Source organism: Amycolatopsis pigmentata, from assembly GCF_042684065.1.
Lineage (GTDB): Bacteria > Actinomycetota > Actinomycetes > Mycobacteriales > Pseudonocardiaceae > Amycolatopsis_E > Amycolatopsis_E pigmentata.
On sequence record NZ_JBHUKR010000004.1, the window covers coordinates 82,748 to 104,340 of the forward strand.

General features: G+C 68.3%; 28 protein-coding genes. 13 read left to right on the forward strand and 15 right to left on the reverse strand.

Annotated features, from left to right (window positions below; genetic code table 11):
• The first annotated feature begins 53 nt into the window (after nt 1-53).
• The gene (locus tag ACFSXZ_RS02090; protein ID WP_378260618.1) at nt 54-641 is read left to right on the forward strand and encodes an NADPH-dependent FMN reductase; all 588 of its coding nucleotides are present in this window, start codon (nt 54-56) and stop codon (nt 639-641) included.
• A gap of 3 nt (nt 642-644) precedes the next feature.
• Here ACFSXZ_RS02090 and ACFSXZ_RS02095 read toward each other — a convergent pair whose 3' ends face one another.
• Nucleotides 645-1,211, reverse strand: a complete 567-nt coding sequence (locus ACFSXZ_RS02095; protein ID WP_378260620.1) for a helix-turn-helix domain-containing protein — start codon at nt 1,209-1,211, stop codon at nt 645-647.
• Between the two features lie 68 nt (nt 1,212-1,279).
• On the opposite strand from ACFSXZ_RS02095, the gene ACFSXZ_RS02100 reads away from it, so the two are divergent.
• Both ACFSXZ_RS02100 and ACFSXZ_RS02105 read left to right on the forward strand, forming a co-directional pair.
• On the forward strand, nt 1,280-1,993 hold the full coding sequence (locus tag ACFSXZ_RS02100; RefSeq protein ID WP_378260622.1) for an AzlC family ABC transporter permease: 714 nt from the start codon (nt 1,280-1,282) through the stop codon (nt 1,991-1,993).
• Complete coding sequence (locus ACFSXZ_RS02105; RefSeq protein WP_378260624.1) at nt 1,993-2,313, forward strand: AzlD domain-containing protein; 321 nt, start codon at nt 1,993-1,995, stop codon at nt 2,311-2,313. Before ACFSXZ_RS02100 ends, ACFSXZ_RS02105 begins: the two co-directional genes overlap by 1 nt.
• 10 nt (nt 2,314-2,323) lie before the next feature.
• Here the strand turns inward: ACFSXZ_RS02105 and ACFSXZ_RS02110 are convergent, their stop codons facing one another.
• On the reverse strand, nt 2,324-3,154 hold the full coding sequence (locus ACFSXZ_RS02110) for a helix-turn-helix transcriptional regulator (RefSeq protein WP_378260626.1): 831 nt from the start codon (nt 3,152-3,154) through the stop codon (nt 2,324-2,326).
• Between the two features lie 120 nt (nt 3,155-3,274).
• Here ACFSXZ_RS02110 and ACFSXZ_RS02115 point away from each other — a divergent pair, with 120 nt between their 5' ends.
• A complete protein-coding gene (locus tag ACFSXZ_RS02115; RefSeq protein WP_378260628.1) occupies nt 3,275-4,381 on the forward strand; it encodes an aldo/keto reductase in 1,107 nt (368 codons plus the stop codon).
• Between the two features lie 219 nt (nt 4,382-4,600).
• On the opposite strand, the gene ACFSXZ_RS02120 is transcribed toward ACFSXZ_RS02115, so the two are convergent.
• Entirely contained in the window at nt 4,601-5,809 is a 1,209-nt protein-coding gene (locus tag ACFSXZ_RS02120) for a cytochrome P450 (RefSeq protein WP_378260630.1), read from the reverse strand.
• 291 nt (nt 5,810-6,100) lie between these two features.
• On the opposite strand from ACFSXZ_RS02120, the gene ACFSXZ_RS02125 reads away from it, so the two are divergent.
• On the forward strand, nt 6,101-6,715 hold the full coding sequence (locus ACFSXZ_RS02125; RefSeq protein ID WP_378260632.1) for a nitroreductase family protein: 615 nt from the start codon (nt 6,101-6,103) through the stop codon (nt 6,713-6,715).
• Between the two features lie 214 nt (nt 6,716-6,929).
• Here ACFSXZ_RS02125 and ACFSXZ_RS02130 read toward each other — a convergent pair whose 3' ends face one another.
• Entirely contained in the window at nt 6,930-7,610 is a 681-nt protein-coding gene (locus tag ACFSXZ_RS02130; RefSeq protein WP_378260634.1) for a LysM peptidoglycan-binding domain-containing protein, read from the reverse strand.
• A 565-nt stretch (nt 7,611-8,175) separates the two neighbouring features.
• Between ACFSXZ_RS02130 and ACFSXZ_RS02135 the strand changes: the two genes are divergently transcribed.
• On the forward strand, nt 8,176-9,783 hold the full coding sequence (locus ACFSXZ_RS02135) for a serine/threonine-protein kinase (RefSeq protein WP_378260636.1): 1,608 nt from the start codon (nt 8,176-8,178) through the stop codon (nt 9,781-9,783).
• 11 nt (nt 9,784-9,794) lie between these two features.
• Here ACFSXZ_RS02135 and ACFSXZ_RS02140 read toward each other — a convergent pair whose 3' ends face one another.
• Nucleotides 9,795-10,664 (reverse strand): oxygenase MpaB family protein, encoded by an 870-nt coding sequence (locus tag ACFSXZ_RS02140; RefSeq protein ID WP_378260638.1) that lies wholly within the window; start codon nt 10,662-10,664, stop codon nt 9,795-9,797.
• Nucleotides 10,661-11,506, reverse strand: coding sequence for an SAM-dependent methyltransferase (locus ACFSXZ_RS02145; RefSeq protein ID WP_378260640.1), 846 nt, complete (start codon nt 11,504-11,506; stop codon nt 10,661-10,663). The genes ACFSXZ_RS02140 and ACFSXZ_RS02145 overlap by 4 nt, the downstream gene beginning before the upstream one ends.
• A gap of 247 nt (nt 11,507-11,753) precedes the next feature.
• On the opposite strand from ACFSXZ_RS02145, the gene ACFSXZ_RS02150 reads away from it, so the two are divergent.
• Both ACFSXZ_RS02150 and ACFSXZ_RS02155 read left to right on the forward strand, forming a co-directional pair.
• A complete protein-coding gene (locus ACFSXZ_RS02150; protein ID WP_378260642.1) occupies nt 11,754-12,233 on the forward strand; it encodes a hypothetical protein in 480 nt (159 codons plus the stop codon).
• Between the two features lie 176 nt (nt 12,234-12,409).
• A complete protein-coding gene (locus tag ACFSXZ_RS02155) occupies nt 12,410-12,694 on the forward strand; it encodes a hypothetical protein (protein ID WP_378260644.1) in 285 nt (94 codons plus the stop codon).
• Between the two features lie 42 nt (nt 12,695-12,736).
• Here ACFSXZ_RS02155 and ACFSXZ_RS02160 read toward each other — a convergent pair whose 3' ends face one another.
• On the reverse strand, nt 12,737-13,675 hold the full coding sequence (locus tag ACFSXZ_RS02160) for a GlxA family transcriptional regulator (RefSeq protein WP_378260646.1): 939 nt from the start codon (nt 13,673-13,675) through the stop codon (nt 12,737-12,739).
• Between the two features lie 289 nt (nt 13,676-13,964).
• Here ACFSXZ_RS02160 and ACFSXZ_RS02165 point away from each other — a divergent pair, with 289 nt between their 5' ends.
• Complete coding sequence (locus tag ACFSXZ_RS02165) at nt 13,965-14,426, forward strand: hypothetical protein (RefSeq protein ID WP_378260648.1); 462 nt, start codon at nt 13,965-13,967, stop codon at nt 14,424-14,426.
• Nucleotides 14,427-14,429: 3 nt separating this feature from the next.
• Entirely contained in the window at nt 14,430-14,714 is a 285-nt protein-coding gene (locus ACFSXZ_RS02170) for a DUF3817 domain-containing protein (RefSeq protein WP_378260650.1), read from the forward strand.
• Between the two features lie 12 nt (nt 14,715-14,726).
• On the opposite strand, the gene ACFSXZ_RS02175 is transcribed toward ACFSXZ_RS02170, so the two are convergent.
• The 8 genes from ACFSXZ_RS02175 to ACFSXZ_RS02210 form a co-directional block, all read right to left on the reverse strand.
• On the reverse strand, nt 14,727-15,437 hold the full coding sequence (locus ACFSXZ_RS02175) for a GvpL/GvpF family gas vesicle protein (protein WP_378260652.1): 711 nt from the start codon (nt 15,435-15,437) through the stop codon (nt 14,727-14,729).
• Entirely contained in the window at nt 15,434-15,781 is a 348-nt protein-coding gene (gvpJ, locus tag ACFSXZ_RS02180; RefSeq protein ID WP_378260654.1) for a gas vesicle protein GvpJ, read from the reverse strand. The genes ACFSXZ_RS02175 and gvpJ (ACFSXZ_RS02180) overlap by 4 nt, the downstream gene beginning before the upstream one ends.
• Nucleotides 15,778-16,005, reverse strand: coding sequence for a gas vesicle protein K (locus ACFSXZ_RS02185; RefSeq protein ID WP_378260656.1), 228 nt, complete (start codon nt 16,003-16,005; stop codon nt 15,778-15,780). Before ACFSXZ_RS02185 ends, gvpJ (ACFSXZ_RS02180) begins: the two co-directional genes overlap by 4 nt.
• Complete coding sequence (gene gvpJ, locus ACFSXZ_RS02190) at nt 16,002-16,166, reverse strand: gas vesicle protein GvpJ (RefSeq protein ID WP_378260658.1); 165 nt, start codon at nt 16,164-16,166, stop codon at nt 16,002-16,004. The genes ACFSXZ_RS02185 and gvpJ (ACFSXZ_RS02190) overlap by 4 nt, the downstream gene beginning before the upstream one ends.
• Entirely contained in the window at nt 16,159-16,854 is a 696-nt protein-coding gene (locus ACFSXZ_RS02195; protein ID WP_378260660.1) for a GvpL/GvpF family gas vesicle protein, read from the reverse strand. Before ACFSXZ_RS02195 ends, gvpJ (ACFSXZ_RS02190) begins: the two co-directional genes overlap by 8 nt.
• Nucleotides 16,851-17,162 carry a gas vesicle protein gene (locus ACFSXZ_RS02200; protein WP_378260662.1) on the reverse strand — a complete coding sequence of 104 codons (312 nt, stop codon included), beginning with the start codon at nt 17,160-17,162 and terminating at the stop codon, nt 16,851-16,853. The genes ACFSXZ_RS02195 and ACFSXZ_RS02200 overlap by 4 nt, the downstream gene beginning before the upstream one ends.
• A 9-nt stretch (nt 17,163-17,171) precedes the next feature.
• On the reverse strand, nt 17,172-17,453 hold the full coding sequence (locus ACFSXZ_RS02205; RefSeq protein ID WP_378260664.1) for a gas vesicle protein GvpO: 282 nt from the start codon (nt 17,451-17,453) through the stop codon (nt 17,172-17,174).
• Between the two features lie 238 nt (nt 17,454-17,691).
• Nucleotides 17,692-18,732, reverse strand: a complete 1,041-nt coding sequence (locus ACFSXZ_RS02210; protein WP_378260666.1) for a DUF2891 domain-containing protein — start codon at nt 18,730-18,732, stop codon at nt 17,692-17,694.
• A 516-nt stretch (nt 18,733-19,248) separates the two neighbouring features.
• On the opposite strand from ACFSXZ_RS02210, the gene ACFSXZ_RS02215 reads away from it, so the two are divergent.
• The 3 genes from ACFSXZ_RS02215 (at nt 19,249) to ACFSXZ_RS02225 (ending at nt 21,500) form a co-directional block, all read left to right on the forward strand.
• Complete coding sequence (locus ACFSXZ_RS02215) at nt 19,249-19,614, forward strand: SbtR family transcriptional regulator (protein ID WP_378262718.1); 366 nt, start codon at nt 19,249-19,251, stop codon at nt 19,612-19,614.
• Nucleotides 19,615-19,678: 64 nt separating this feature from the next.
• Nucleotides 19,679-20,794 carry a serine hydrolase domain-containing protein gene (locus tag ACFSXZ_RS02220; protein WP_378260668.1) on the forward strand — a complete coding sequence of 372 codons (1,116 nt, stop codon included), beginning with the start codon at nt 19,679-19,681 and terminating at the stop codon, nt 20,792-20,794.
• A 226-nt stretch (nt 20,795-21,020) separates the two neighbouring features.
• Complete coding sequence (locus ACFSXZ_RS02225) at nt 21,021-21,500, forward strand: MarR family winged helix-turn-helix transcriptional regulator (protein ID WP_378260670.1); 480 nt, start codon at nt 21,021-21,023, stop codon at nt 21,498-21,500.
• Nucleotides 21,501-21,593: the final 93 nt, after the last annotated feature.

The following is a 21,593-nucleotide window of genomic DNA, read 5'->3' on the forward strand; positions in this document are numbered from 1 at the left end:
GCATCAACCCAATCGTGGCAGAGTTGACGTATCAACTGATTGGGAAGGACACCATGGCTCTCCGCATCGGCATCATCCTCGGCAGCACGCGACCCGGACGCCGGGGCGAGTCGATCGCCTCCTGGGCGCTCGCCACGGCGCGCTCCCACGGTGGCGCGGACTTCGCACTGATCGACCTGGCCGACCACGGCCTTGGCAACCTCGACGAGGGTGGGAACCCGACACATCAGAAATACGAGCACGCGCACACCCGCGATTGGTCGGAGGTGATCGACGGTTTCGACGGCTTCGTTTTCGTTGTGCCGGAATACAACCACTCGTTCCCCGGCGCACTCAAGAACGCGCTGGACTACGTCTACCGGGAGTGGAACGACAAGGCCGCCGGAATCGTCAGCTACGGCGGATGGGCGGCGGGTGTCCGGGCCGCCGAAGCGCTGCGGCTCGTGCTCGCCGAGCTTCAGGTGGCCACGGTCCGCGCCCAGCCCGCCATCGACCTGCATGCCGCGTTCACCACTGGCGCCTTCGCTCCGCCCGAAGGACTCGAAGCCGCTGTCCGTGACATGCTCGACCAGGTCATCGCCTGGACGGAAGCACTGCGAGGCGTGCGCGAGGCCAAGGCGAAAGTGGCCGCCAACGCATAGGGGTCAGGTGTACTCCGCGATCTCGACGCCGAAGGTGCCCGGTTCGAGGGCCTCGAAGATGTGCGGGATGTCGCCGGGGTAGCAGATGTAGTCGCCGGGCAGCAGTTCGACCGGATCCTCTCGCGGTCCGGCCTTGGCGCGGCCGGCGCTGAGGACGATGTGCTCGACGATTCCGCTCATGTGCGGGTCCGAAAGCCGGGGCTTCCCGGGCTCGGCGCGAACCAGGTACACGTCGCGCCGGGCTCCGGGCGGGCACGAACTGAGCAACGTGGCCGCGTAGTCGGCGTGTTCGGCGAACACCGTCGGACCGGTGCCGGCGCGGATGACCTGGATCCGTGGCCGCTCCGGTTCGACGAGCCGGGAGAACGGGACATCGAGCGCCACGCACAGCGCCCACATCGTTTCGACGCTGGGGTTCCCGGTCCCCGATTCAAGCTGGGAGAGGGTGGATTTCGCGATGCCCGCGCGTTTGGCGACCTCGGTGAGGGACAGCCCGGTGCGGGCACGCTCGCGGCGCAGGGACGCGGCGATGACATCGAGTGGTGCGCCGCCGGACGCGGTCGGGGGCATGCGTTCGCTCCATCGGTCGTTCTGTTCGACTTGACAAACACGGGCGTGCTCGTTCAGTGTAAGGCACTATGCGTTCGATATGGCGAACATGTACCCGTGTCCTGGGGCGGGATCTTCTCCGTGACATCGGACTGGTCTGCCTCGCCGACGCCATCGTGGGCATCTCCTACGGCGCGATCGCGGTGGGCTCCGGTTTCCCGGTCTGGGCCCCGATGCTGCTTTCGGTCCTGGTCTTCGCCGGCGCCTCGCAGTTCATGTTCGTCGGCATCATCGCCGCGGGCGGCAGTCCGATCGCCGCCGTGGCGGCGGGCCTGCTGGCGAACACGCGGCATCTGCCGTTCGGTTTCGCGATCGGCGACGTCCTCGGCAAGCGATGGGCGTCGAGGATCGCCGGCAGCCACCTGATGGTCGACGAATCGGTCGCGTTCGCCCTGTCCCAGCGCGACGAGAGCCGCCGCCGCGCGGCCTACTGGGCTTGCGGGACCGGACTGTTCGTGTGCTGGAACGCCGGCGTCGTCGCCGGGGCGTATGCCGGGACGGCGATCAGTGACACCGGCGCCTTCGGCCTCGACGCGGCTTTCCCCGCAGTCCTGCTCGCGCTGGTCCTGCCGTCCCTGCGGGACCGCGCGGCCCGGCTGCCGGTGTTCGCCGGTGTGGCCGTCGCGCTGGTCACGACACCGTTCCTCCCCGCCGGGCTGCCGGTGCTGCTCGCCTTGGCCGGCGTGCTGGCCGGGATGACCACGAAGGAACCCGTCGAACCCGAGTCCGAGGGAGTGCGCTGATGGACGGGATCGAGTTGATCATCGCGAGCGGCGTGCTCGCGGCCGGGACCTTCGCCTTCCGCTTCGCCGGGCCGGTCCTGCGGACCCGGGTCACCGTGTCGCCCCAAGCCGAGAAGTTGATGGCGCGTTCCGCCGTCGTCCTGCTGGCCGCACTCGTCGCGGTCACCGCGCTGACCGAAGGGCACGAGTTCGCCGGCTGTGCCCGTCCCGCCGGTGTCCTGGTCGGCGGCGTACTCGCCTGGCGGAAGGCACCGTTCGCCGTGGTCGTCGTCACGGCCGCCGCGGCCGCCGCCCTGCTGCGGCTCGCCGGGGTCCCGTGATGGCCCGGAATCACCGTGCGGACAACCGATCCAAGGCCGACTGGCTCTCGTCGTCCGCGGCGCGGTAGATCAGCAACCGCTGGTCCGGATCCTCGATCGGCATGAGCACTTCGAACTGCACCGTGATCACGCCCGCTTCCGGATGCCGGAGCACCTTGTGCCCACGTCCGTTGACCTTGACGTCCCGTTCGGCCCACAGCCGCGCGAATTCCTCGTCACGAGTGATGAATTCGGCGATGAGGTCGGTCAACGCGCGATCCTCCGGATGCGCGGCCCACGCGGCGCGCAGGTGGGCGATCCCCTCCCGCACGACGCGTTCGCGGTCGGCATAGAACTCCCGCATCTTCGGATGCATCAGGCACAGCCACATCGAATTGCGCTGCGACGGCGGCAGGGTGTCGAAATCGAGGAGCAGCCTCGCCATTTCGCCGTTCCAGGCCAGAATGTCGTAGCGGTGGTTCATCAGCATGGCCGGCAGCGGCGAGAGGTCGGCGACCAGGCGGGCCAGCGGCGGCGCCGCGGCGGTGGCGAGTTTGTCGGTGTTGCGAGGGCGCTGCTTGGCCAGATCGTAGAGGTAGGCGCGTTCGCCGGGGGACAGGCGCAGCGCACGAGCCAGCGCCTCCACCACGTCCACCGAAGGCCGCAGCCCGCGAGCCTGTTCCAGCCGCACGATGTAGTCGATGCTGACCCCGGCCAGTTCGGCGACCTCTTCGCGGCGCAACCCCGGGGTGCGCCGGGACCGCCGACCCGGTGGCAGGCCGAAATCCCGCGGATCCAGGCGTTCACGCCGGGACCTCAGGAACGCCGCCATTTCCTGTGTCGCGTCCACGGTGCGGGTCATCGTTTCGATCCTACCGCCAGGGTAGGACCGGCTTTCCCAGGAAGTTCCTTCCCTTAACGCTCCCTCGCGGCGGGCACAGACTTCGGTTTCGGCAACGGATCACGAGCACAGGAGGACACGATGCCGCTCACCCTCGACACCTACCGGCTGCTGGGCCGCTCCGGGCTGCGGGTCTCCCCGCTGGCGCTGGGCGCGGCGACCTTCGGCACCGACTGGGGCTGGGGCGCCGAGCAGGACGATGCGCGCAAGTTGTTCGACCTCTACGTCGAGCGCGGCGGCAACTTCATCGACACCGCCAACACCTACACCAATGGCAGTTCCGAGCGCATGCTGGGCGAATTCACCCGCGACAACCGCGAAAGCCTGGTGCTGGCGACGAAGTACACGACGCTGCGCCGGCCCGGCGATCCGAATTCCGGGGGCCCGCACCGCAAAAGCCTGTTCGCGTCGGTGGAAGCCAGTCTGCGGCACCTGAACACGGACTACCTCGATCTGCTTTACCTGCACGTGTGGGATTTCACGACACCGGTCGAGGAGATCCTGCGTGGTATGGACGATCTGGTCCGGCAGGGCAAGGTCCTGTACGTGGCGATGTCGAACGTCCCGGCCTGGCAGATCTCGCGCATGCAGGCGATCGCCGACCTGCGCGGCTGGTCGCCGCTGGTCGCGTTGCAGATCGAATACAACCTGATCGAGCGTGGCGGGGAGCGCGACCTGATCCCCATGGCACGCGAAATGGGGCTGGGAGTGGTCCCTTATTCGCCGCTGGCCGGCGGGGTGCTCACCGGCAAGTACAGCCGCGACGACCTGGCCGTGGCGGACGCGGGAGCCGGCGACGGGACCCGCAAGAACTTCAACGCCGCTGTCGGCGTGCTCACCGAACGCAACCTCGCGGTGGCTGAGGTCGTGAAGGAGGTAGCCACGGAGTCGGGCCGCACACCCGCCCAGGTCGGCCTGGCCTGGACCCTCCGGAACCCGGGCGTGACGGCATCGATCATCGGCGCGCGCACCCCCGCGCAGCTGGAGGACAACTTGGGCGCGCTGGACGTCGACTTCACCGCCTCGCAACTGGCTCGCCTCGACGAGGCCGGCGCGATCGAACTCGGTTTCCCGCACGACATGCTCGCCGGCGAGAGGATGCGCGAGGTGACCCAGGGCGACATGAAGATCGTCGGCTCGAAGTGGGCGCCCCTTGATGAGGGGTATTGCGGGGGTGCTTTTGAGTAGAAGTACGCACGACGCGGTCGGCCGCGTCGCGTAGCGTTTTGATCGTCGGCAGTGCGGGCGGAGGAGGCCGTACTGCCGGCGCCATACTGTGCCGATCGTTACCAATGCGACCACAGCCACGGCGGAAACGGGTCTATACAGCCAGATTGGCCGCGGTCGGTCTCCGCCTACTTTTGGTCGGATTGGTCAATGGGGAACGAGGGCGCCGGTTTGGCCGCCTCACCAGGTCACCGGGAGTTCGTGGACGCCGTAGACGACCATGTCGTGTTTGAATTTCAGGCTTTCCACGGGCTCGGCCAGCGCGAGGGTGGGTATGCGCCGGTAAAGCGTGCCATAGACCACCTGGAGCTCGACGCGCGCGAGCGGCTGGCCGAGGCACTGGTGGACGCCGTAACCGAAGGCGACATGGTGTCGCGCCTTGCGGTGGATGTCGAGCCGGTCGGGATCCGGGAACACCGCGGGATCGCGGTTCGCGATGTCGCCCGCCGCGACGATGCCGTCCCCGGGCCGGATGTGCCGCCCGTCGAGTTCGATGTCCTCGACCGCGACGCGCCGGCGGCCGGAGTGGGTGATGGTGAGGTAGCGCAGTAGCTCCTCGACCGCGTTGGCGATCAGGCCCGGGGAATCGGTGTCTCTGATTTCGGCCAGTTGGTCCGGGTGCTGGAGAAGGGCGACCGTGCCAAGGGCGATCATGTTCGCCGTCGTCTCGTGCCCAGCCACGAGCAACAGCTGGGCCGTCCCCGCGATCTCCTCTCGGCTCATCGCGCCGGTGCGAAGCTGCCCCACGGTGAGCCGGGAGATCAGGTCGTCGCCGGGCTCCTTGTTCTTCTTGTCGACGAGCTCGCCGAGATAGGCCAGCAGTTCTTCGGTCGCCGCGAGCGACTCCTCCGCGGTGCTCTCGCGGGAGATCAGCTTCTTGCTGACGCGGTGGAAGAAGGCACGATCGGCGTAGGGGACGCCGAGGAGTTCGCAGATGACCAGCGACGGCACCGGAAGCGCGAAGGCCTTGACCAGATCGGCCGGTTGGGGCCGGCTGAGCAGATCGTCGATCTTCTCGTCCACGATCCGCTGGATGCGGGGGCGCAGCGCCTCCATCTTCTTGACCAGGAAGTCGCCGGTGAGCAGGCGCCGCCGGGCGGCGTGCTCCGGGTCGTCCATGTTGATGAAGGCCTTGAACCGTCGCCGCCGGGCGGCGATGCCGGGGGTGGGGTGCGGGTAGCCGGGGTGCTCGGTGTCCGAACTCGTCCGGGTGCCCGCGAGCACCGCTCGCACATCGTCATACCGTGTGACCAGCCAGGGAGTGCTTCCGTCCCACAGTCGTACCCGGGAGACGGGTTGCTCCCGCTGCAGCCGGGCCAGTTCGGGCGGCGGATCGAAGGGACAGCCCGCATCTCGCGGCAGGGGAAAGGCGGGGGAGACCTCCGTCATGTGGCCTTCTTCCCACTTGGTGAACGACCGTTTGGCGAATTACTGAACAGATGTTAGGGACTCCGGTGAGCGGGTGTCAACGGCGGTAACCCGATTGGACTCGCGACGAAAGCGTTGGCAGCAAAGAAAAGCCGGGCATTTCGTTCAGGCGAGCAGTCCGGCCTCACCAGTGCCGACCTGGAGCGGTGCCGCGGCGCTGGAGGCAGTAGGGGAACAAGCGCCGGTCTCGGCGGGTTGCGCCGGAAGAGACGTTGCCCCGACACGGCCGATGGTGCCCAAGAAGGAGTCGCGATGACCGAGCTGCTGCCGTTGACACCGGACCAGTTGCTGAGCACGACGCGAGCGGTGCGCAAGCGGCTCGACCTGGACCGGCCGGTGCCGCTGGAGGTCGTCCGTGAGGCACTGGAAGTGGCGCTGCAGGCACCGTCGGGCGGCAACCGTCAGCACTGGCATTGGATCGTGCTGACCGATCCGGCGGTCAAGGCCCAGGTCGCGGAGTACTACCGCCGCTCCCATCTGGCCTACAGCGGCGCGCGTCAGGTGACGGACACGTCGACGGCCCGGCTCGCGTCGAGTTCGGACTACCTGCGCGAGGTGCTCGCCGACGTGCCGGTGCTGGTGATCGGCGCGATCGAGGGTGAACTGCCCGCCGGCAATCAGGCCGGGATGTGGGGCTCGCTGTTGCCGGCCGCCTGGAGCCTGGCACTGGCGCTCCGGGCCCGCGGGCTGGGCACCACGTGGACGACGCTGCACCTGACCTACGAGCGTGAAGTCGCCGAAGTGCTCGGCATCCCGCCGGAGGTGCACCAGGGTGTGCTGCTGCCGGTCGCCTACACGAAGGGCACCGACTTCCGGCCCGGCCCTCGGGTGGATCTGGACTCGGTGTTGCACCTCAACGGTTGGTGATCGGCGCGTCGAGACGGTGAGGCCGTCCCGAAGCGTGCGGTGTAGGGGGGTGGGCATGCCCAGCAAGTGGGCCCGCCTACACCGCACGCCCGCCGCCGCGAGCCCGGGGGCGGCGCCCGAGCGCACCGCCCCTGGGACCATCAGCGGCTCGCCGCCAGGGTGCGCATCGTCCGGGGGATGGCGATGCGGATCCCGACGGTGGTCCGCGAACGGGTCACTTGGTCGCGATCTTCTGCCCGACCAGGATCAGGTTGGCGTTGGGGATGTACTGCGAGTTCAGCTGCTGCAGGTGCTGCCAGCCGCCGGGGGTGCCCAGCCGGCCGGCGATGCCCGACAGGGTGTCGCCGGCGACGACGGTGTAGTCACCGTTGGGGTTCGACCCGGTCACACCGGCCGGGGCGGCCTTCTTGGTTTCCGTGGTGGTTTCGACCTTGGCCGGGCCGGGCTGGGTGGTGGCGGCGCCCGTCGAGGCCGTACCGCCGCCGGTCTGTCCACCGAAGTTGGCGAACTTGGCCGGGCCCGCACCCGTGTGGCATTCCCACGGCGCTGAACCCTGCTTCGCGTAGATCCGGTCCGCGACGATCTGCTGCTGCGCCGGAGTGGCCTTGTCCGCGGTGGGGGCGAACTGGCCGCCGCCGTTGGCGAGCCATGTCCCGGTCACGATCTGGAACAGGCCGGCGGGCCGGCCGGCCCGGATGCCCGCCGCGGTGTTGTTGACCGCGGTCGGATTACCACCGCTCTCGCACATGATGAGTCCGGCCTGCCCGGGGAAAGCGTCGGCCGTGCCCGCACCGGCGATGCCGATACCGCCGAGCGCGGCGCCCGTGATGGCCGCGGTCGCGCCGGTTCGCCGGAGAACGGTTTTCGTTTTACTGGGTTTGTTGTGACGTCCCACGGTGGGTGGGCTCCTTTTCGCTCGAACACCGCGCAGGGGGCGCCTCCACGCCTGGTTCCAGGCCGCGGGCACCGGGGGTTCGCGGTGGCTTCCGGCCGCTGATCCTCGGGGTAGATCGCAGGTCACCGCGAAAGCGCGAGAAGATTACGAAAGGAAAACGTGGGTGTACATATTCAGTGACAATGGACACAGATCATCAATTCGGGTAGTGATAACACGACTTTCCGTTATTTTCATGACCGGCTATCCGGGCAATGAATCTTGGCTCTACCGCAACGAGACCCGCGGAATTCGGCACCCGGCAGACCTGTTCCGGAGTGCGATTGACAATTTCACACAGAAATCGTCGATCTTCGATTTCTGACGGCGATGCCCGAGCGGCGGCGCCGTTTCGTGGTCACCGGGAACGTGAACCGTCCCGGTGCCCGGGACTCGCGCGCTCACCCTGCGATCGCGATTGCCGACGCTTCGCTACCTCACCGGTTTCGCCGTTGATCGTCCGCGGCCACCCGGAGGGTGCGTCCCGCCGGGGGCGTGCCGGGCCTACGGGGCACAATGGCCGTCTATGGATGGCTTGGTGGGGCGATATCTGGTTGGCCGCTATCGGCTGGTCGATCCGATCGCGTCCGGTGGCATGGGATCGGTCTGGCGGGTCTGGGACGCGCAGGCGCGCCGGTACGTGGCGGCCAAGCTGCTGCGTCCGGCCGACGCGGTTTCGCTGCTGCGGTTCGTGCGGGAGCAGTCGCTGCGGGTGGAGCACCCGCACGTGGCGGCGCCGACGGGGTGGGCGGCCGAGGACGACCAGGTGCTGCTGACCATGGACCTGGTCCGCGGCGGCACCGTGGCGCACCTGCTCAGTGACTACGGCACGCTGCCGCTGTCCTACGTCGCGGTCCTGATCGACCAGCTACTGGACGCGCTGGCCGCGGTACACGCGCATGGCATCGTGCACCGGGACGTGAAGCCGTCGAACCTGCTGCTCGAGCCGACTGGGCGGGGCAAGCCGATGCTGCGCCTGGCCGATTTCGGCATCGCCGTGGTGATGGACGAGCCGCGGTTCACGCACAGCCAGGTGATCGGCAGTCCGGGCTATGTGGCTCCGGAGCGCATGCTCCACGTCGATCCCGAACCACGGCAGGACCTCTACGCGGTAGGTGTGCTCACCGCCCGTCTGCTGACCGGGCAGGCGACCGCCGTCGACCGCACCGGTGAGCTGCCCGGGTCGGTGCGCGCGTTCGTCGAGGCGTTGTCGTCGGAATCGCCGGCGAACCGGCCCGAGTCGGCCGAAGCGGCGCGGCGCGAGTGGCGGACGGCGGTCGAACAGGCCGGGGCCGAACCGATCGGCCCGGCCGGTCTGGGCACGATCGAAGTGTTCGAGCGCCTGAGTCCGTTGCCCAGCGGCTTCGGCCCGGACGGCCCGGTCTCCGGTTCGCCCGACCCGGAGGCGACCAATGTGCTGGACACGGCGGCGATTTCCGCGGCCGCCCCGGCTCCGCTTTCCCGGACCCGACCGGACGATGACACCGGTCCCCGGCGACCCGCTCGGGCCGGGCTGGGGCGCCCTGTCGTCATCACGGTGGGGGTCGTGGCGCTGGTTCTGGCGATCGGCATCCCGGTGACACTCTTCCTGCGCGACGCCGACTCGATACAGGGATCGGCCCAACCTCAGCAGCCGGTCGTGGAATCTTCCGCGAGCACCACGATGTCGACCACGACCGCGTCGTCGTCGTCACCGGCGCCCGTCCCTCCGCCCGGATCGCCGGTGACCACGGCGCCCCCCACGCCCGCCGCCGGCGCCACGACTTCGGTGGTGGTGCGGACCGTGGTCCCGGTGGACGACAGCTTCTCGGTGTCGACGACCGACAAGTGCGGTGTGGTCGACTTCGTCGACCATGGCCAGGGGGCTTCGGGGTCCGCCGCCCAGGACAGCGTCGTCGTGCACGACACCTGTGCCGACGGGCACGGGGTGAAGGCGTGGGTGAAGCTGGACGGCACGGCACTGGGCTCGCGCTACAACGGCAACAGCCAGGCCGGAGCGCCGGTGACCTGGTACCCGTTCACCACCCTCACCGCAGGGCAGCGGATCACGCTCTCCGTTTGCCTGGTCGACGGAAGCTCGGGCAACGCACCCGCACGGTGTGGGGAGCGCACCGTCACCCTGGTCGACGGCTGAGGCGAGAAGGCTCAGGAGGCGTTTTTTCGCGGCAGCGGGCCGAAATCCTCGACGGTCCAGCCGCGAGGGTAGCTGCGCGGCTTGGGCCGGTAGGGCCGGGAGTCGGGGCGAGGGGGCAGGAAACGGAGCAAACGACCACGTGCTCGCAGGGCCGCGCGCGCGACCTTGGTGAGCCAGCGCGGAGGCGCCGCGAGCCCGAGTAACGGGGGCAGTTCCGGCGGGAGGAGGGCCGCGATCGTCTTGGGTACGTACACCCGCAGGATCGGCCGCAGCGGCGCCGGGAACCAGTTGACGATGACCGCCAGCACGTCCGCGGCGACTTCGCGGTTCGCGGGGTCGAACGCGGCTCGCTGGGCTCGCTGTTCCCGCAGGAGTCGCTGGAAACCCTCGTAGTCGTCGGGGATCCCGGTGAGTCCCATCAGCCGTCCCTGTGCACGCGCGCTCGCGACCAGGGCCCGGATCTCGTGCTCCGAAAGTGGCCGCCAGCCGTAGTTGCCGATCCACTCGATGGGCGACAGGGTTTGCGACGCCAGCACGTAGAGGAAGTCTTCGTTGGAAATCCCGTAGCCACGGTGAATGCGGTTGAGCACCCGCACGGCGTCGTGCCCGTGTGCGGAGTCCGGCCCCGACCGCTTCATTTCGTATTCGAAGAGCATGGTGTCGTCGAATCGTTTTTGTCCCGCTTCGGCGAAGTTCCGGCTCTCCGCCAGGACGCGGCTGATCGACGGTACGAGCAGGTCGGTCAGCACCGACATTTCGAAGCCGACGCGGTAATCCCAGGGGAATTCGTAGCGGGTGATGATCCGGCAGATCTCGGTGTGGTCGCGTTCGGGATCCAGGGTCTGGATGTGACGCAGGCGCCGGTAACGGTCTCCCATCATGCCGCCTTCCGTGCGACACCGGCCAGAACATGAGTACGCGCCGGTTCTTCGGCGGAGTAGGTCTCGGAGTCGGGCCGCCACGCCGGTGCGTAAACGACGCCGGGTTCTTCGAGGGGCCAGTCACCGAAGAACCGGGCGAACTCATCCGAAGTCCGGCTCAACCCGGGGTTGGTCGTGCCCTCGTAGAAGGCTTTCACCTCGCGCATCGCTTGCTGTTCCATGCTGCTCACGGGATTCTGCGTGGTGATATGCGAAAGCACGAGCATCGACCCCGGCGCCACCATGTCGCGATAGAACTCCACGGCCCGATGGGGGTGCTGGTCGTCGTCGATGAAATGCAGGACGGCATTGATCACGATCGCGATCGGCTCGCTGGGCTCGATCACTCCGGTCTCGGTCACGCGCCGCCAGAGGTCCCACGGCTGGAGCAGATCCCCGGCGATCGCGCGGTGCCGGTCCGGATCCGCCGTGTCGGCCAGCAGCACCTGGGAGTGGGCGAGCGCGATCGGCTCGTTGTCGATGTAGACCACGCGCGTGTCCTGGTCCGGGCGGGCGTCGTCGGCGACTTCGTGCACGTTGTTCTGGGTCGGCAGGCCCGAGCCGATGTCGACGAACTGCCTGATCCCCGACGCGGCGCAGTGCCGGACCGCCCGGCCGAGGAACTGACGGCACGTCAGGGCCGATTTGGGAAAGATAGGCAGCTTCGCCCGGACCTTCTCGGCGAACGCACGATCGATGGCGTAGTTGTGCGTACCGCCGAGGAGGTAGTCGTAGACTCTGGCGGCGGAAGGTCGGTCAAGGCTGCCTTCGATCTCCTTGAGCACTTCATGATCACTCGCCATACCCGAGATGGTCCCATACCGGCGAGTAGGTCGGGTGATCGGATCCGGTGCCTCGGCGCCGGCTCGGATGTCTGAACCACAGGTTCAGTCCCGGGGATGGTAAGGAACCGTAGTCGAGCATGCGCAGACAGTGTTGGTCAGGGGACCTCGCAAGGGGTCCCTGCGACCTGGCGGACGATGTGGGCATGAGCGCCTGTGAGACCGACGTCCCGGCTCCATGCCGTTGCCCAGGAGCCGGGAGGAGATAATGGCCGACACCGATCAACCCGTCGCCGCCTATCAGAAGATACTGGACCGACTGTACGACAACGCCACTTACAGTGCGCAGGCGTACTTCGAAGCGGCAAAGGGTGCCGAATTCCTCGGCAAGGTCATCGTTTTTCTGCCTGCCCTGATGGCCGCCTGTGCCGGGGCTCTGGTCGCGTTGGATTTCTCGAAGGCGTGGGGGATAGCAGCCGCCGCGGCGGGGTTGGTGTCGGCCACCGGATCGTTCCTGGGCGCCGAGCGCAAAGCTCCGTCGTTCAGGGAGTCGGCGCGTAGATATACCCAGCTTCGCCACAAGATAGCAAGCGCCGCCGATTTGGCGACGTTCGCCAGTGTCAAAGACCTCGCCGAAATTGTGAAGAAGCTCGAGGTGGAGTATTCCGAAATAGTGGGGAGAGACGAACCTGTCTCCAACCGGTATTTCAACCGGGCCTCGCGGCGGGTAAAACGCGGTAAGGTGTAGGCCGGTGAACCGGCAGCCGGAAGCGATCAGGTCACCGGCGATGAGCGTCGTCGGCGATGACCGTGCGGGTTTCCGGCCGGGGGGACGATCGGCTTGACGGTCGCATTCCGTCGTGGAAAGAACCGCCCGCCACATTCGGGCTCCGCGGCCGGGGTGCTTTCGGTGGTGGCGGCGCTGTGGTTCGGCGTGGCCGTCGCGCTCGGCGTGCCGTGGTCGCCCGCATCGGCACTCGCGGTCGTGGTGGCCGTGGCTGCGGTGGTGCGCAGCGTCACCCGGTCGCCGATCGATTTCCACAACCGGGCATCGTCGCCGTCGAGGGACTGTTGCTCCCGGCCGGGCTGCTGGCACAACTCCTGCGCGGGCCGGAAGTCTTGCTGATCGGGCTGGTGCTGCTCGGCAACGGCATCGCCTTCACCGCGCCGGTCACCATCGTCCTGTGCGTACTGGCGATCATTTTCTGACCGCATGGCCGGAAGCGCGGCGGCGGCCCGGCTTCGAGCACGTCACCGGAAGGCGCCACGGTAGGTCTGCGGGCTGGTGCCGACGATCCGTTTGAACCGGTCGCGAAAGGCGGTGGGTGAGCCGAATCCGACCTGGCCCGCGATGCGGTCGACGGCGTGATCGGTGGCTTCGAGCAGGTACTGGGCCTGCCGGATGCGGCTGCGGAGCAGCCATTGGAGTGGCGTGGTGCCGGTCTGCTCCCGGAAGCGGCGATTGAGTGTGCGGGTGCTCATGCCGGCATACGCGGCGATGTCGTCAAGGGTGAGGTCTTTGGCGGTGTTCTCCTCGATCCAGCGCAGCACCGGTTCCAGGATGGACCCCCGTGGGGTGGGCGGCTGGTCGTGGACGATGAACTGAGCCTGCCCGCCCTCGCGTTCCAAAGGCATGACGGACAACCGGGCGGCGTCGGCCGCTACCGCGGAGCCGTGGTCCCGGCGGATCAGGTGCAGACATAGGTCCAGACCAGCGGCGGCTCCGGCCGAGGTGAGCAGGTGACCGTTGTCCACGTAGAGGACATCGGGGTCGACGTCGATGGCGGGATAGCTGTCCGCGAGCAGGCCCGCGGCGACCCAGTGGGTGGTCGCGCGCAGCCCGTCGAGCAGTCCGGTGGCGGCGAGGATGAACGCGCCGGAACAGATCGACGCGATCCGGGTGCCCTTGGCCGCGGCCAGCCGCAACGCGTCGACGACCTCGCCGGGGACCGGGGTGGTGAGGTCGGAGCAGCCGGGGAGGATGATCGTGTCCGCGTCGTCGAGGGCGTCCAGACCCCACGGCGGCTGCAGCGTGAACGCTCCGGCGTCGACAGTCGAGGTGGGGCCGCAGATCCGGACCCGGTAGGGGAGCCGGCCGTCGGGCAGCCGGGTGCGGGAGAACACCTCGATCGGGGTGGACAGGTCGAACGGAATGACCTTGTCCAGGGCGAGCACGGCCACGGTGTGCATGGCGACAATCTACGTTCTCGTCGGTCTACGGCCAAGGGCCTGATCAGCCCATCTGCTGATTTGTGCTGGTCAGCGTGTTGGCGAGAATCCGTTGGAGTGTGGCAATTCAGCCGATTCCCGTGGCCGCGGGCGGTGACTAGCGTCTGCGTCACCAGCAACAAGGAGGACTGATCCGATTGCTCGCACCGCTCGTGTCGTCCGGCGGGTCCGGCCCGGTGGGCCCCGTCTTCAGATCGTCCACAAAGGACAATGTGCGCCCGTTCGGCGTCGCGGTCACGGGACGAGGCCGATGACGAAATTCCTGCTGTCGGTCCACGTACTCGCGGCCATCGTCGCGATCGGACCGGTGACCGTCGCCGCCAGCATGTTTCCTCCCGCGGCACGCCGCGCCCTGGCGGCATCCGACACCGGCCGGGAGCTCGCCGTTCTCCGTTCCCTGCACCGGATCTGCCGGATCTACGCCGCGGCCGGGGTCGTGGTCGTGGTGTTCGGGCTCGCCACCGCGGGCAGTCTCCGCGTGCTGGGCCAAACGTGGCTGATCATCTCGATCGCGCTGACCGCGCTCGCCGCCGGCGTGCTCGGACTGCTGGTTCTGCCACGCCAGCAACGCGTTCTCGCCTCGGTGACCGGCCACTCGACCGCCGACGACGCACCGGCACGGCTGGCCATGTACACGGGGATGTTCAACCTGCTGTGGGCCGCGGTCACCGTGCTGATGATCGTCCGTCCCGGCTCCACGACGGGGGTGTGAGGCATGGATTCCTTGCGGGCACTGAAGATCGCCGCGAGCGGGGAACTCGCGACCTTGGCCGTGCTGCTGGCCAACCTGGCCACCGTGCACCGGCCGGAGTTGTCGTCCTCGGCCGGACCCGTGCACGGATGCGCCTACCTGTTCGTCATCATCCTCACCGTCCGCCTGAGCCGGGCCACCACCATACGGGTGGCGGCACTGGTTCCCGGCATCGGCGGGCTGATCGTCCTGCGGCAACTCGCGCGGGCGGCGCGCGAGGAAGACTCGCTGAGCGGCCGTGTTTCGTGACGCCGCCCGTGTCTACCAGCCCCAACGGGAGGCTGGGGCCGAGGCGGCCGGGGTCTCGACGTCGAGAAAGTTGTAGGCGGGCAACGGTCCGACATACTCGACCGCGACCGCCTCGTGTCCGCCCAGTTCGGCGGTGGTCGCCCGGAAGGTCTCGAGCCGGGTCAGTGGCACGAGGAACGCCCGGCGTTCGGTGAGATGGTCGTCCTGGTCGAGTTCCGCTTGGGCATGCGCGAGCGCCGAGACCGGTTCGAGCAGCGCGTCCGATCGGCGTCGCCGCCATCCGACCAGGCGGCGCCCGATCTGTTCGCCCTGCCGGACCCGGGCGGCCAGGTCGAGGCCGGCGTACGGCCGGGTCTCGCCTTCCTCGAAAATCGCACGCAGCGCGGCATCGTGGTCGAACTTCAGATAGACGTGCACTTCGGCCATCCCGTCGAGCCGATCGAGGTGTGCGCGCAGGAGCCCGGCGGTGGGAGCGAGCACCTCCGCGCGCACGGCGTCCTCGTCCTCCGCCACGGCACCGAACCGCAACGGCACGACCGGACCGTCCAGCACGAGACCGGAGAGCAGTCCTAGCTGCACCAGCGCGTTCTCACCGGTCACACCCGCGCCCCGCGGCAGTTCACTCACGATGGCGGCCAGGTCGTGCCAGACCACGAGGCGGAACGACGTGCCGGGCGGCATCGGGTGCCCGGCACGCGCCACCGCGTGCAGCGCGAGCCTCACTGTCCTTTTCGTTCGGGCGCGGGGTCGACGGGGTTCATCGGAGCTCCCGGGGCCGCGGGCACCGGATCGGTCAGGAGCCCGAAGGTGCCCGCGATTCCCTGGCCGACCGCGCGAGGGCCGGTCGTCGTGGTCACCGCCGCGGGCTGCGCGTCGAGTCGCTGCATCGCCTCCAGATACCGGATATAGGTGTCCACGCTCGCGATGACGACCTTGACCTGGATCGTGAGCAGTTCGATTCCGATCAGCGAGACCCGGACGGTCGCGTCGATCACGAGTCCCTTGTCCAGCAGGATGTTCAGCGCTTCGGCCAGCCCGCCTTGGGCGGGCGCGGCAGGAGCCGTCATGGTTGGGAAATCCTTTCTTCGAGAACGGCGCGCAGTTCGGTGAACTGACGGTCCAGCGCGATCAGTGCGGTGCCGAGCCGTTCGATCTCCTCCGGGGAAAGCGATCCGCTGTCCACCCGGCGCAGGGCTTGCCGTTCGAGGAGGTCGCGCACGATTTCCAGGACGGCGACGACCAGGCGGCCGAGCCTCTGCCCCGAATCGGCCGGGACGCGAGGGGTGCTCACGGGACCGAACCGAGCAGCAGACGCAGATCGAGCCGGATCAGGTCGATTCCGGCAAGGGAGATGATCACGTCACCGGTGATCACCGCGCCGCGGTCCAGCACCCGGTCGAGCAGGTCGACCAGTCCGTCGGCGGACGGCGTGATCGCATACTCCTCAGGCATCGGCGGTCAACTCCTGACGCGTGAACGAGTAGGGCGGCCACGGACCGGTCAGCTCCACGCTGTCCCACCGCCGGATCTCGGCCTGGAACCCGGCCTCCCGGTCGGTCCGTACCAGGTACGCGGTGTCGAACAGGATGTCGGTCGCCCGACGGGTCCGCGGCAGGATTTCGGTGGCGTAAGGAGCAAGCGCGTCCTGGATTTCACCGGCGCGTGCCCGCTCCTCATCCACCGCCGAAAGCCGTTTTCGGCGCAGGGCGAGATATTCGGTGCCGGTCAAGCCGTCGGTGGGAACCTGCTTCCTTTCCCCTGGCCGGCGTCGTGCGCGAACGCCCCATTCGCGATGCCCGTCGATCCGGTCGAGCCAGCCGCTCGCCTGCTCGTGCCGATCTTCGAGCAGAGCGATCGCCGCGTCCCTGTCCCGCAGAACCGTGCCGAACCGCAGCGGCAGCACGGGCTGGTGCCGGAACACCGTGCGTACCACGGCGTCGTGACGCCGGGCGAGGACCACCAGCGGATCGTCCTCCGCGGGCTCGCCCGCCCACCGCGAGGGATCCACCTCCGCGAACCGCGCGAGTTCCACTTCGGCCACCACGAGCCCGAGGCCCCGGTGGGCGAGCAGGAAGAGCTGCCGATCGAGTTCGAACGGCCGGTCCCTGGTGATCACGTAGGCGCAGAGCCCGCGACTCATCGCCGTTCCTCCAATGCTTTTTCCAGGTCGCTGACCCGCTCCAGCAATTCGGTGTTCCGTTGCCGGAGTTCCTCGGTCCGGTGCCGGAGCTCCGCGGGCTGCCCGGCGTGGGGCGTGAAGTACGGATTGTCGCTCCACCAGTCCATGCCCATTTCGCGCGCGGTCTGAGCGGACGCGACGAAGAGCCTCAGGCGCAACGTCAGCAACTCGACGTCGACCACGCTGACGGCTATTTCGCCGACGATGACCACACCCTTGTCCAGCACGCGTTCGAGCACGTCGGCCAGTGAGCTCGAATTGTTGTCCACAATGGATCCCTACAGGTCGGTGGTTCCCCGGGTGTAACGCCTCAACCGCTCACAGGCGAGCAGCTCACCTGCCGCATCGACATCGACCCGGTAGGTCGCCAGCACGGTGGTGGTGGCCGGAATCCGCTCCAGTTCGACCACGTCGACCAGCACGGACCAGCCGCCGTCCTGGGTCTTCCGGACGCCGGTCACGCCCTCCGGTTCCCGGCCGATCAGCGCTCGGAACTGGTCCAGGGCGGCCCCGATGACGACCGCGGCCGGATGGGGAGGTGGCTCGGCTGAAACATTCATCGTGTGCTCCATCGCCACACCGCGGGGTGCGCGTTAGCCGGTCACGAAAAGATCTGCGGTTTGCCGGATCACGCATACCGCCGAATGGACCAGTCGCTTCATCGGGATTTTATCTATTGTGGACAGACGAGGTCCACTTCGGTCAAATGCGGCAGGAAGACGAAATGCGTTGTCCGGCCGGACTGTCCACATCGGATCACTGATGCCGGGCCGCGGGCGGCTGGAACGGGCCTGACGCTCAACTGAGCAGGAGGAGGGCGTAGTAGGCCAGGAAGTGCTCGACGGAATACGGGCTGCCGGTGGTCTGTGGCAAGGAGGCGGAAGTGTGGTGCCGTGCGGCGTCGAGCATGACCGGGACCCGGTCGTCGTCGCTGGGGAGAGTGCACGCGAGGCGATGCCAGCACCAGGCGCGATGCAGGTTGAGACCGTGAAGGTGAGCGATCTGCCCGTCGGAAGGATCGCTCACGGTGGCCGGGGTGAACAGGGCGGTGGGCTGCCGCTTCGCGATGCCGGGGAGGAACCGGCGCAACCAGTCGGTGAAACCGGTCGCCGGCAACAGCCGCGCCATCAGTTCGGCCTCGGCCAGCGCCGGGGACAGGAAGTCGGCGCCGGATGGCTCCCATGCGCCCGGATAGTCGCTGTCGGAGCCGAACCATCGCCTGGCTGTTTCGGTGATGACCTGCAGCAGGCGGGGTTCGTCTCGAGCCGCGCGGTATTCGGCGTAAGGCAGCGCGCGGGAAAGCCCGAACGCGCCGTTGGTATGCACCCCATGCCGCACCGGATACGTCGCTTGCGGGAGCCAGTCGAGGTAGCGGGTCACGAACACCACGCTCAATTCGTGGAGCGCGGCCGACCAGCGTGCGGCGTCCGGGTCGGCCCACGTGGCGGTCTCGTGGGCCAGTTCCAGCAGCGCGGACCAGCCGTAGGGGCGCTGGTTGGTGCGCTGCTCGTCGCGTGCGAAGTAGGCGGCCTCGGTCGTCAGCGCCTCGACGGTCAGGTGTTCGTTGAGCGTCCGGCGGATCTCTGTTGCCGGCACGCTGTCGGCATGATGGCGCAGCAGGCGCACCAGCACCCAGAACATCTCTACACAGGAGTGCCAGTCGTAGCTGCCGTAGAAACACGGGTGCAACTGCCGTGGGGTGGGGACAGGCGCCGCGGCGGTGTGCCGGTGCAACTCGTGGTGTGGATACTCGCGCACCACGTTCGCCAACGCCACCCGGGCCAGATCACCAGCACTGGCCTTCAGCAGCCGGCGCCGCTCAGTTTCCCATTCGGTCACCGGCACACCCCTTCGGATTCCGTACCCCGCGGAACAACCCACTATAAGACCGGAATTGTTCGCCACGGTCGGCTCTGTGCCCCGGATCCGGTTGCCGTCATCGGTGAACGGGCCGCCTACCGAGGATGTAATGTTGTCGTCGCTGGAATTTCGAATCTGAACAGTGCGCGACGTGCCGGCAACTTGTATTGACAAGTTGATCACCACGCGGGGAGGCTGCTGGCGTCACCAGCCCGCGCTCCGTCGCGCGAGGGCGGCTTTCCCGGCAAAGGAAGTCCTCATGTCCGATCTCTCCCGTCGCCGCGTTCTCGGCTCCGTCGGCGCCGTCGCCGCGGCCACCGCCGGTCTGCTGCCCCGTAGGCGGTCGCGATCAGGGCTTTCATCGGTGTCCTCCGGTCAAACGGACCACGCGGTCCGGTTAGCCGCGGACGAGGTCATTTCGCGACAAAGGACGACCTGATCGCCGCGATTGTCAGAAAGGACGTCGACGCGCTTGATGCCGCCGGTCAACGCCTGCTGGCGTCCCCGGACCCTGGGGCCGCACTGCTGGAATTCCTCACCGAGGCAAGCGGCCGGCGGGAACAGCGGGATGTGTCGTTCCTCCTCAACGTCGCCGATGGCGGCGCCGAGGTGATCGCGCTCCGCGACCGGCTTTACCGGACGATTCGCGCACTGGTGGACCGCGCACGCGACCATGGTGCGTTACGGCCCGACGTGACCTGGACCGATGTCGTCCTGCTGATGTGCACGCCGAACTGTGTCGTCGAACACCTGCGAAGCCCGGCACCTGACCTGTGGCGGCGCTATCTCGGCATCATCTTCGACGGCCTACGCCCCGAAGGCGCCCATCGGCTGGCGCAACCGCCCCCGACCCTGTCCTGACAGTCCCGCGTGGCCTCCGATAATCGGTGGCGCTGTCTCGATTCGTGGCCGGATACTCCGACCCGTGCAGGGTTTCGTGGACGACCGGTTCGCACCGGTGGGCGCGGTGTTCGAGGAAGGCCTGGCCAACGGCGCCGAGGTAGGTGCCTCGGTGTGCGTGAACGTCGACGGCCGGACAGTGGTCGATCTGTGGGGCGGGTTCGCCGACGCGGCCCGGACCCGGCCGTGGCAGCGGGACACGATCGTCAACGTCTATTCGGTCACCAAGACCATGACGGCGTTGACCGCTCTGCTGCTCGCCGACCGCGGGGAGGTCGACCTCGCCGCGCCGGTGGCGCGGTACTGGCCGCGGTTCGCGGCAAACGGCAAGGAACGGATCACGCTCGCGCACCTGCTGAGCCATTCCTCGGGCCTGTCCGGGTGGGAACAGCCGGTCACGGCGGCGGACCTGTACGACTGGGAGAAGGTGACCGGGCTGCTGGCCGCGCAGGCGCCGTTCTGGACGCCCGGCACAGCCAGCGGGTATCACGTTCTGACGCAAGGCTTTCTGGTCGGCGAAGTGGTGCGCCGGGCCACCGGACGCACGGTGGGCGCGGTGTTCCGGGAGGAGATCGCCGAACCGCTGGGCGCCGATTTTCACATCGGCCTGCCCGCTGAGGAGGACGCTCGCGTTGCCGAACTGATCCCCCCGGCAACGGGTAAGGCACTGTTCGCGGACCCGACCCCGTTACAGGTCAACGCGGCGACCAACCCGCAGGTCGACGTGGCCGCCACCCGCGGCCGGGCCTGGCGCGGCGCCGAGATCCCTGCCGCCAATGGCACCGGCAACGCTCGCGCGATGGCGACCGCGCTCGCGGTCCTCGCCTGCGGTGGTGTGGCCGGCGGCCGGCGCCTGTTGTCCGAGGCCGGTTGCCGTCGGGCACTCGAGGTTCGGGTCGAAGGCCGGGATCTCATCCTCGACCTGCCGCTGCGCTTCGGTCTCGGCTTCGCCGTCTCCGCCGGGATGATGCCCAACCCGAACACGCTCTACTGGGGCGGGCTTGGCGGGTCGCTCGTCATGGTGGATCTCGACGCTCGGACCACGTTCGCCTACGCCCCGAACCGGATGACCGACACGCTCTCCGACGTACGCGGCCTGGGCCTGGCCATGGCCATGTGGGAAGCGATGGCCCTGATCTGACCGACCGGCCACGCCGTCTCACGGTTGCCGCGTGAATCGAGACATTCCGGTAGCGGCGAGACCGGAATACTGGCGCAGCGGCACGCGGACCAAAGGGTAAACGGACAGGCCGACACGAAACGGTCGTCGGCCAGGTTGTCGTGGAAGGTCCACTTCGGACAGATCGATCAGATTCGCTTGCGGACCGGTGCATGACATGTCAAGCTCCGGGCGGTAGGCTGGCCGCATGTCCGAGACTTCCGCGCGCTGGCTTGATCCCGCCGAGAAGGCCGCCTGGCTGAGCTACCGGCAGATGACAAGGCTGCTCGACGCGCAACTCGCGAGCGATCTGCAGGCCGATTCCGGACTGTCCGAATCGGACTACGACGTGCTCGGCACGCTCAACGACTCGGAGGTGACCTGGTGCCTGAAGGATCTGGGCGCGCGCCTGCTCTGGTCGCAGAGCCGCCTCTCCCACCACATCGCGCGGATGGCCGCGCGTGGGCTCGTCGAGCGGCTGCTCTGCCCGACGGACGGCCGGGGCACCGATGTCGCGATCACCCCGGCCGGCCGCGAGGCGATCGTCGTCGCCGCGCCCGGTCACGTGGAGTCGGTGCGCCGCCATTTCTTCGACCATCTCAACGCGGCCGATATCAAGGCGCTGACCGGGATCGGTGAGAAGATCAACGAGCACCTGCGGGCCGGGCTGGACCAGACCCGGATCTGAGCTGCCGGGATTCCGCGGTCACGCGAGCGCGCCGGCACGCGGGGGCGGAAATTTCGATGCCGCCTCAACCAGGCGACACCGTGGCTCGCCGGG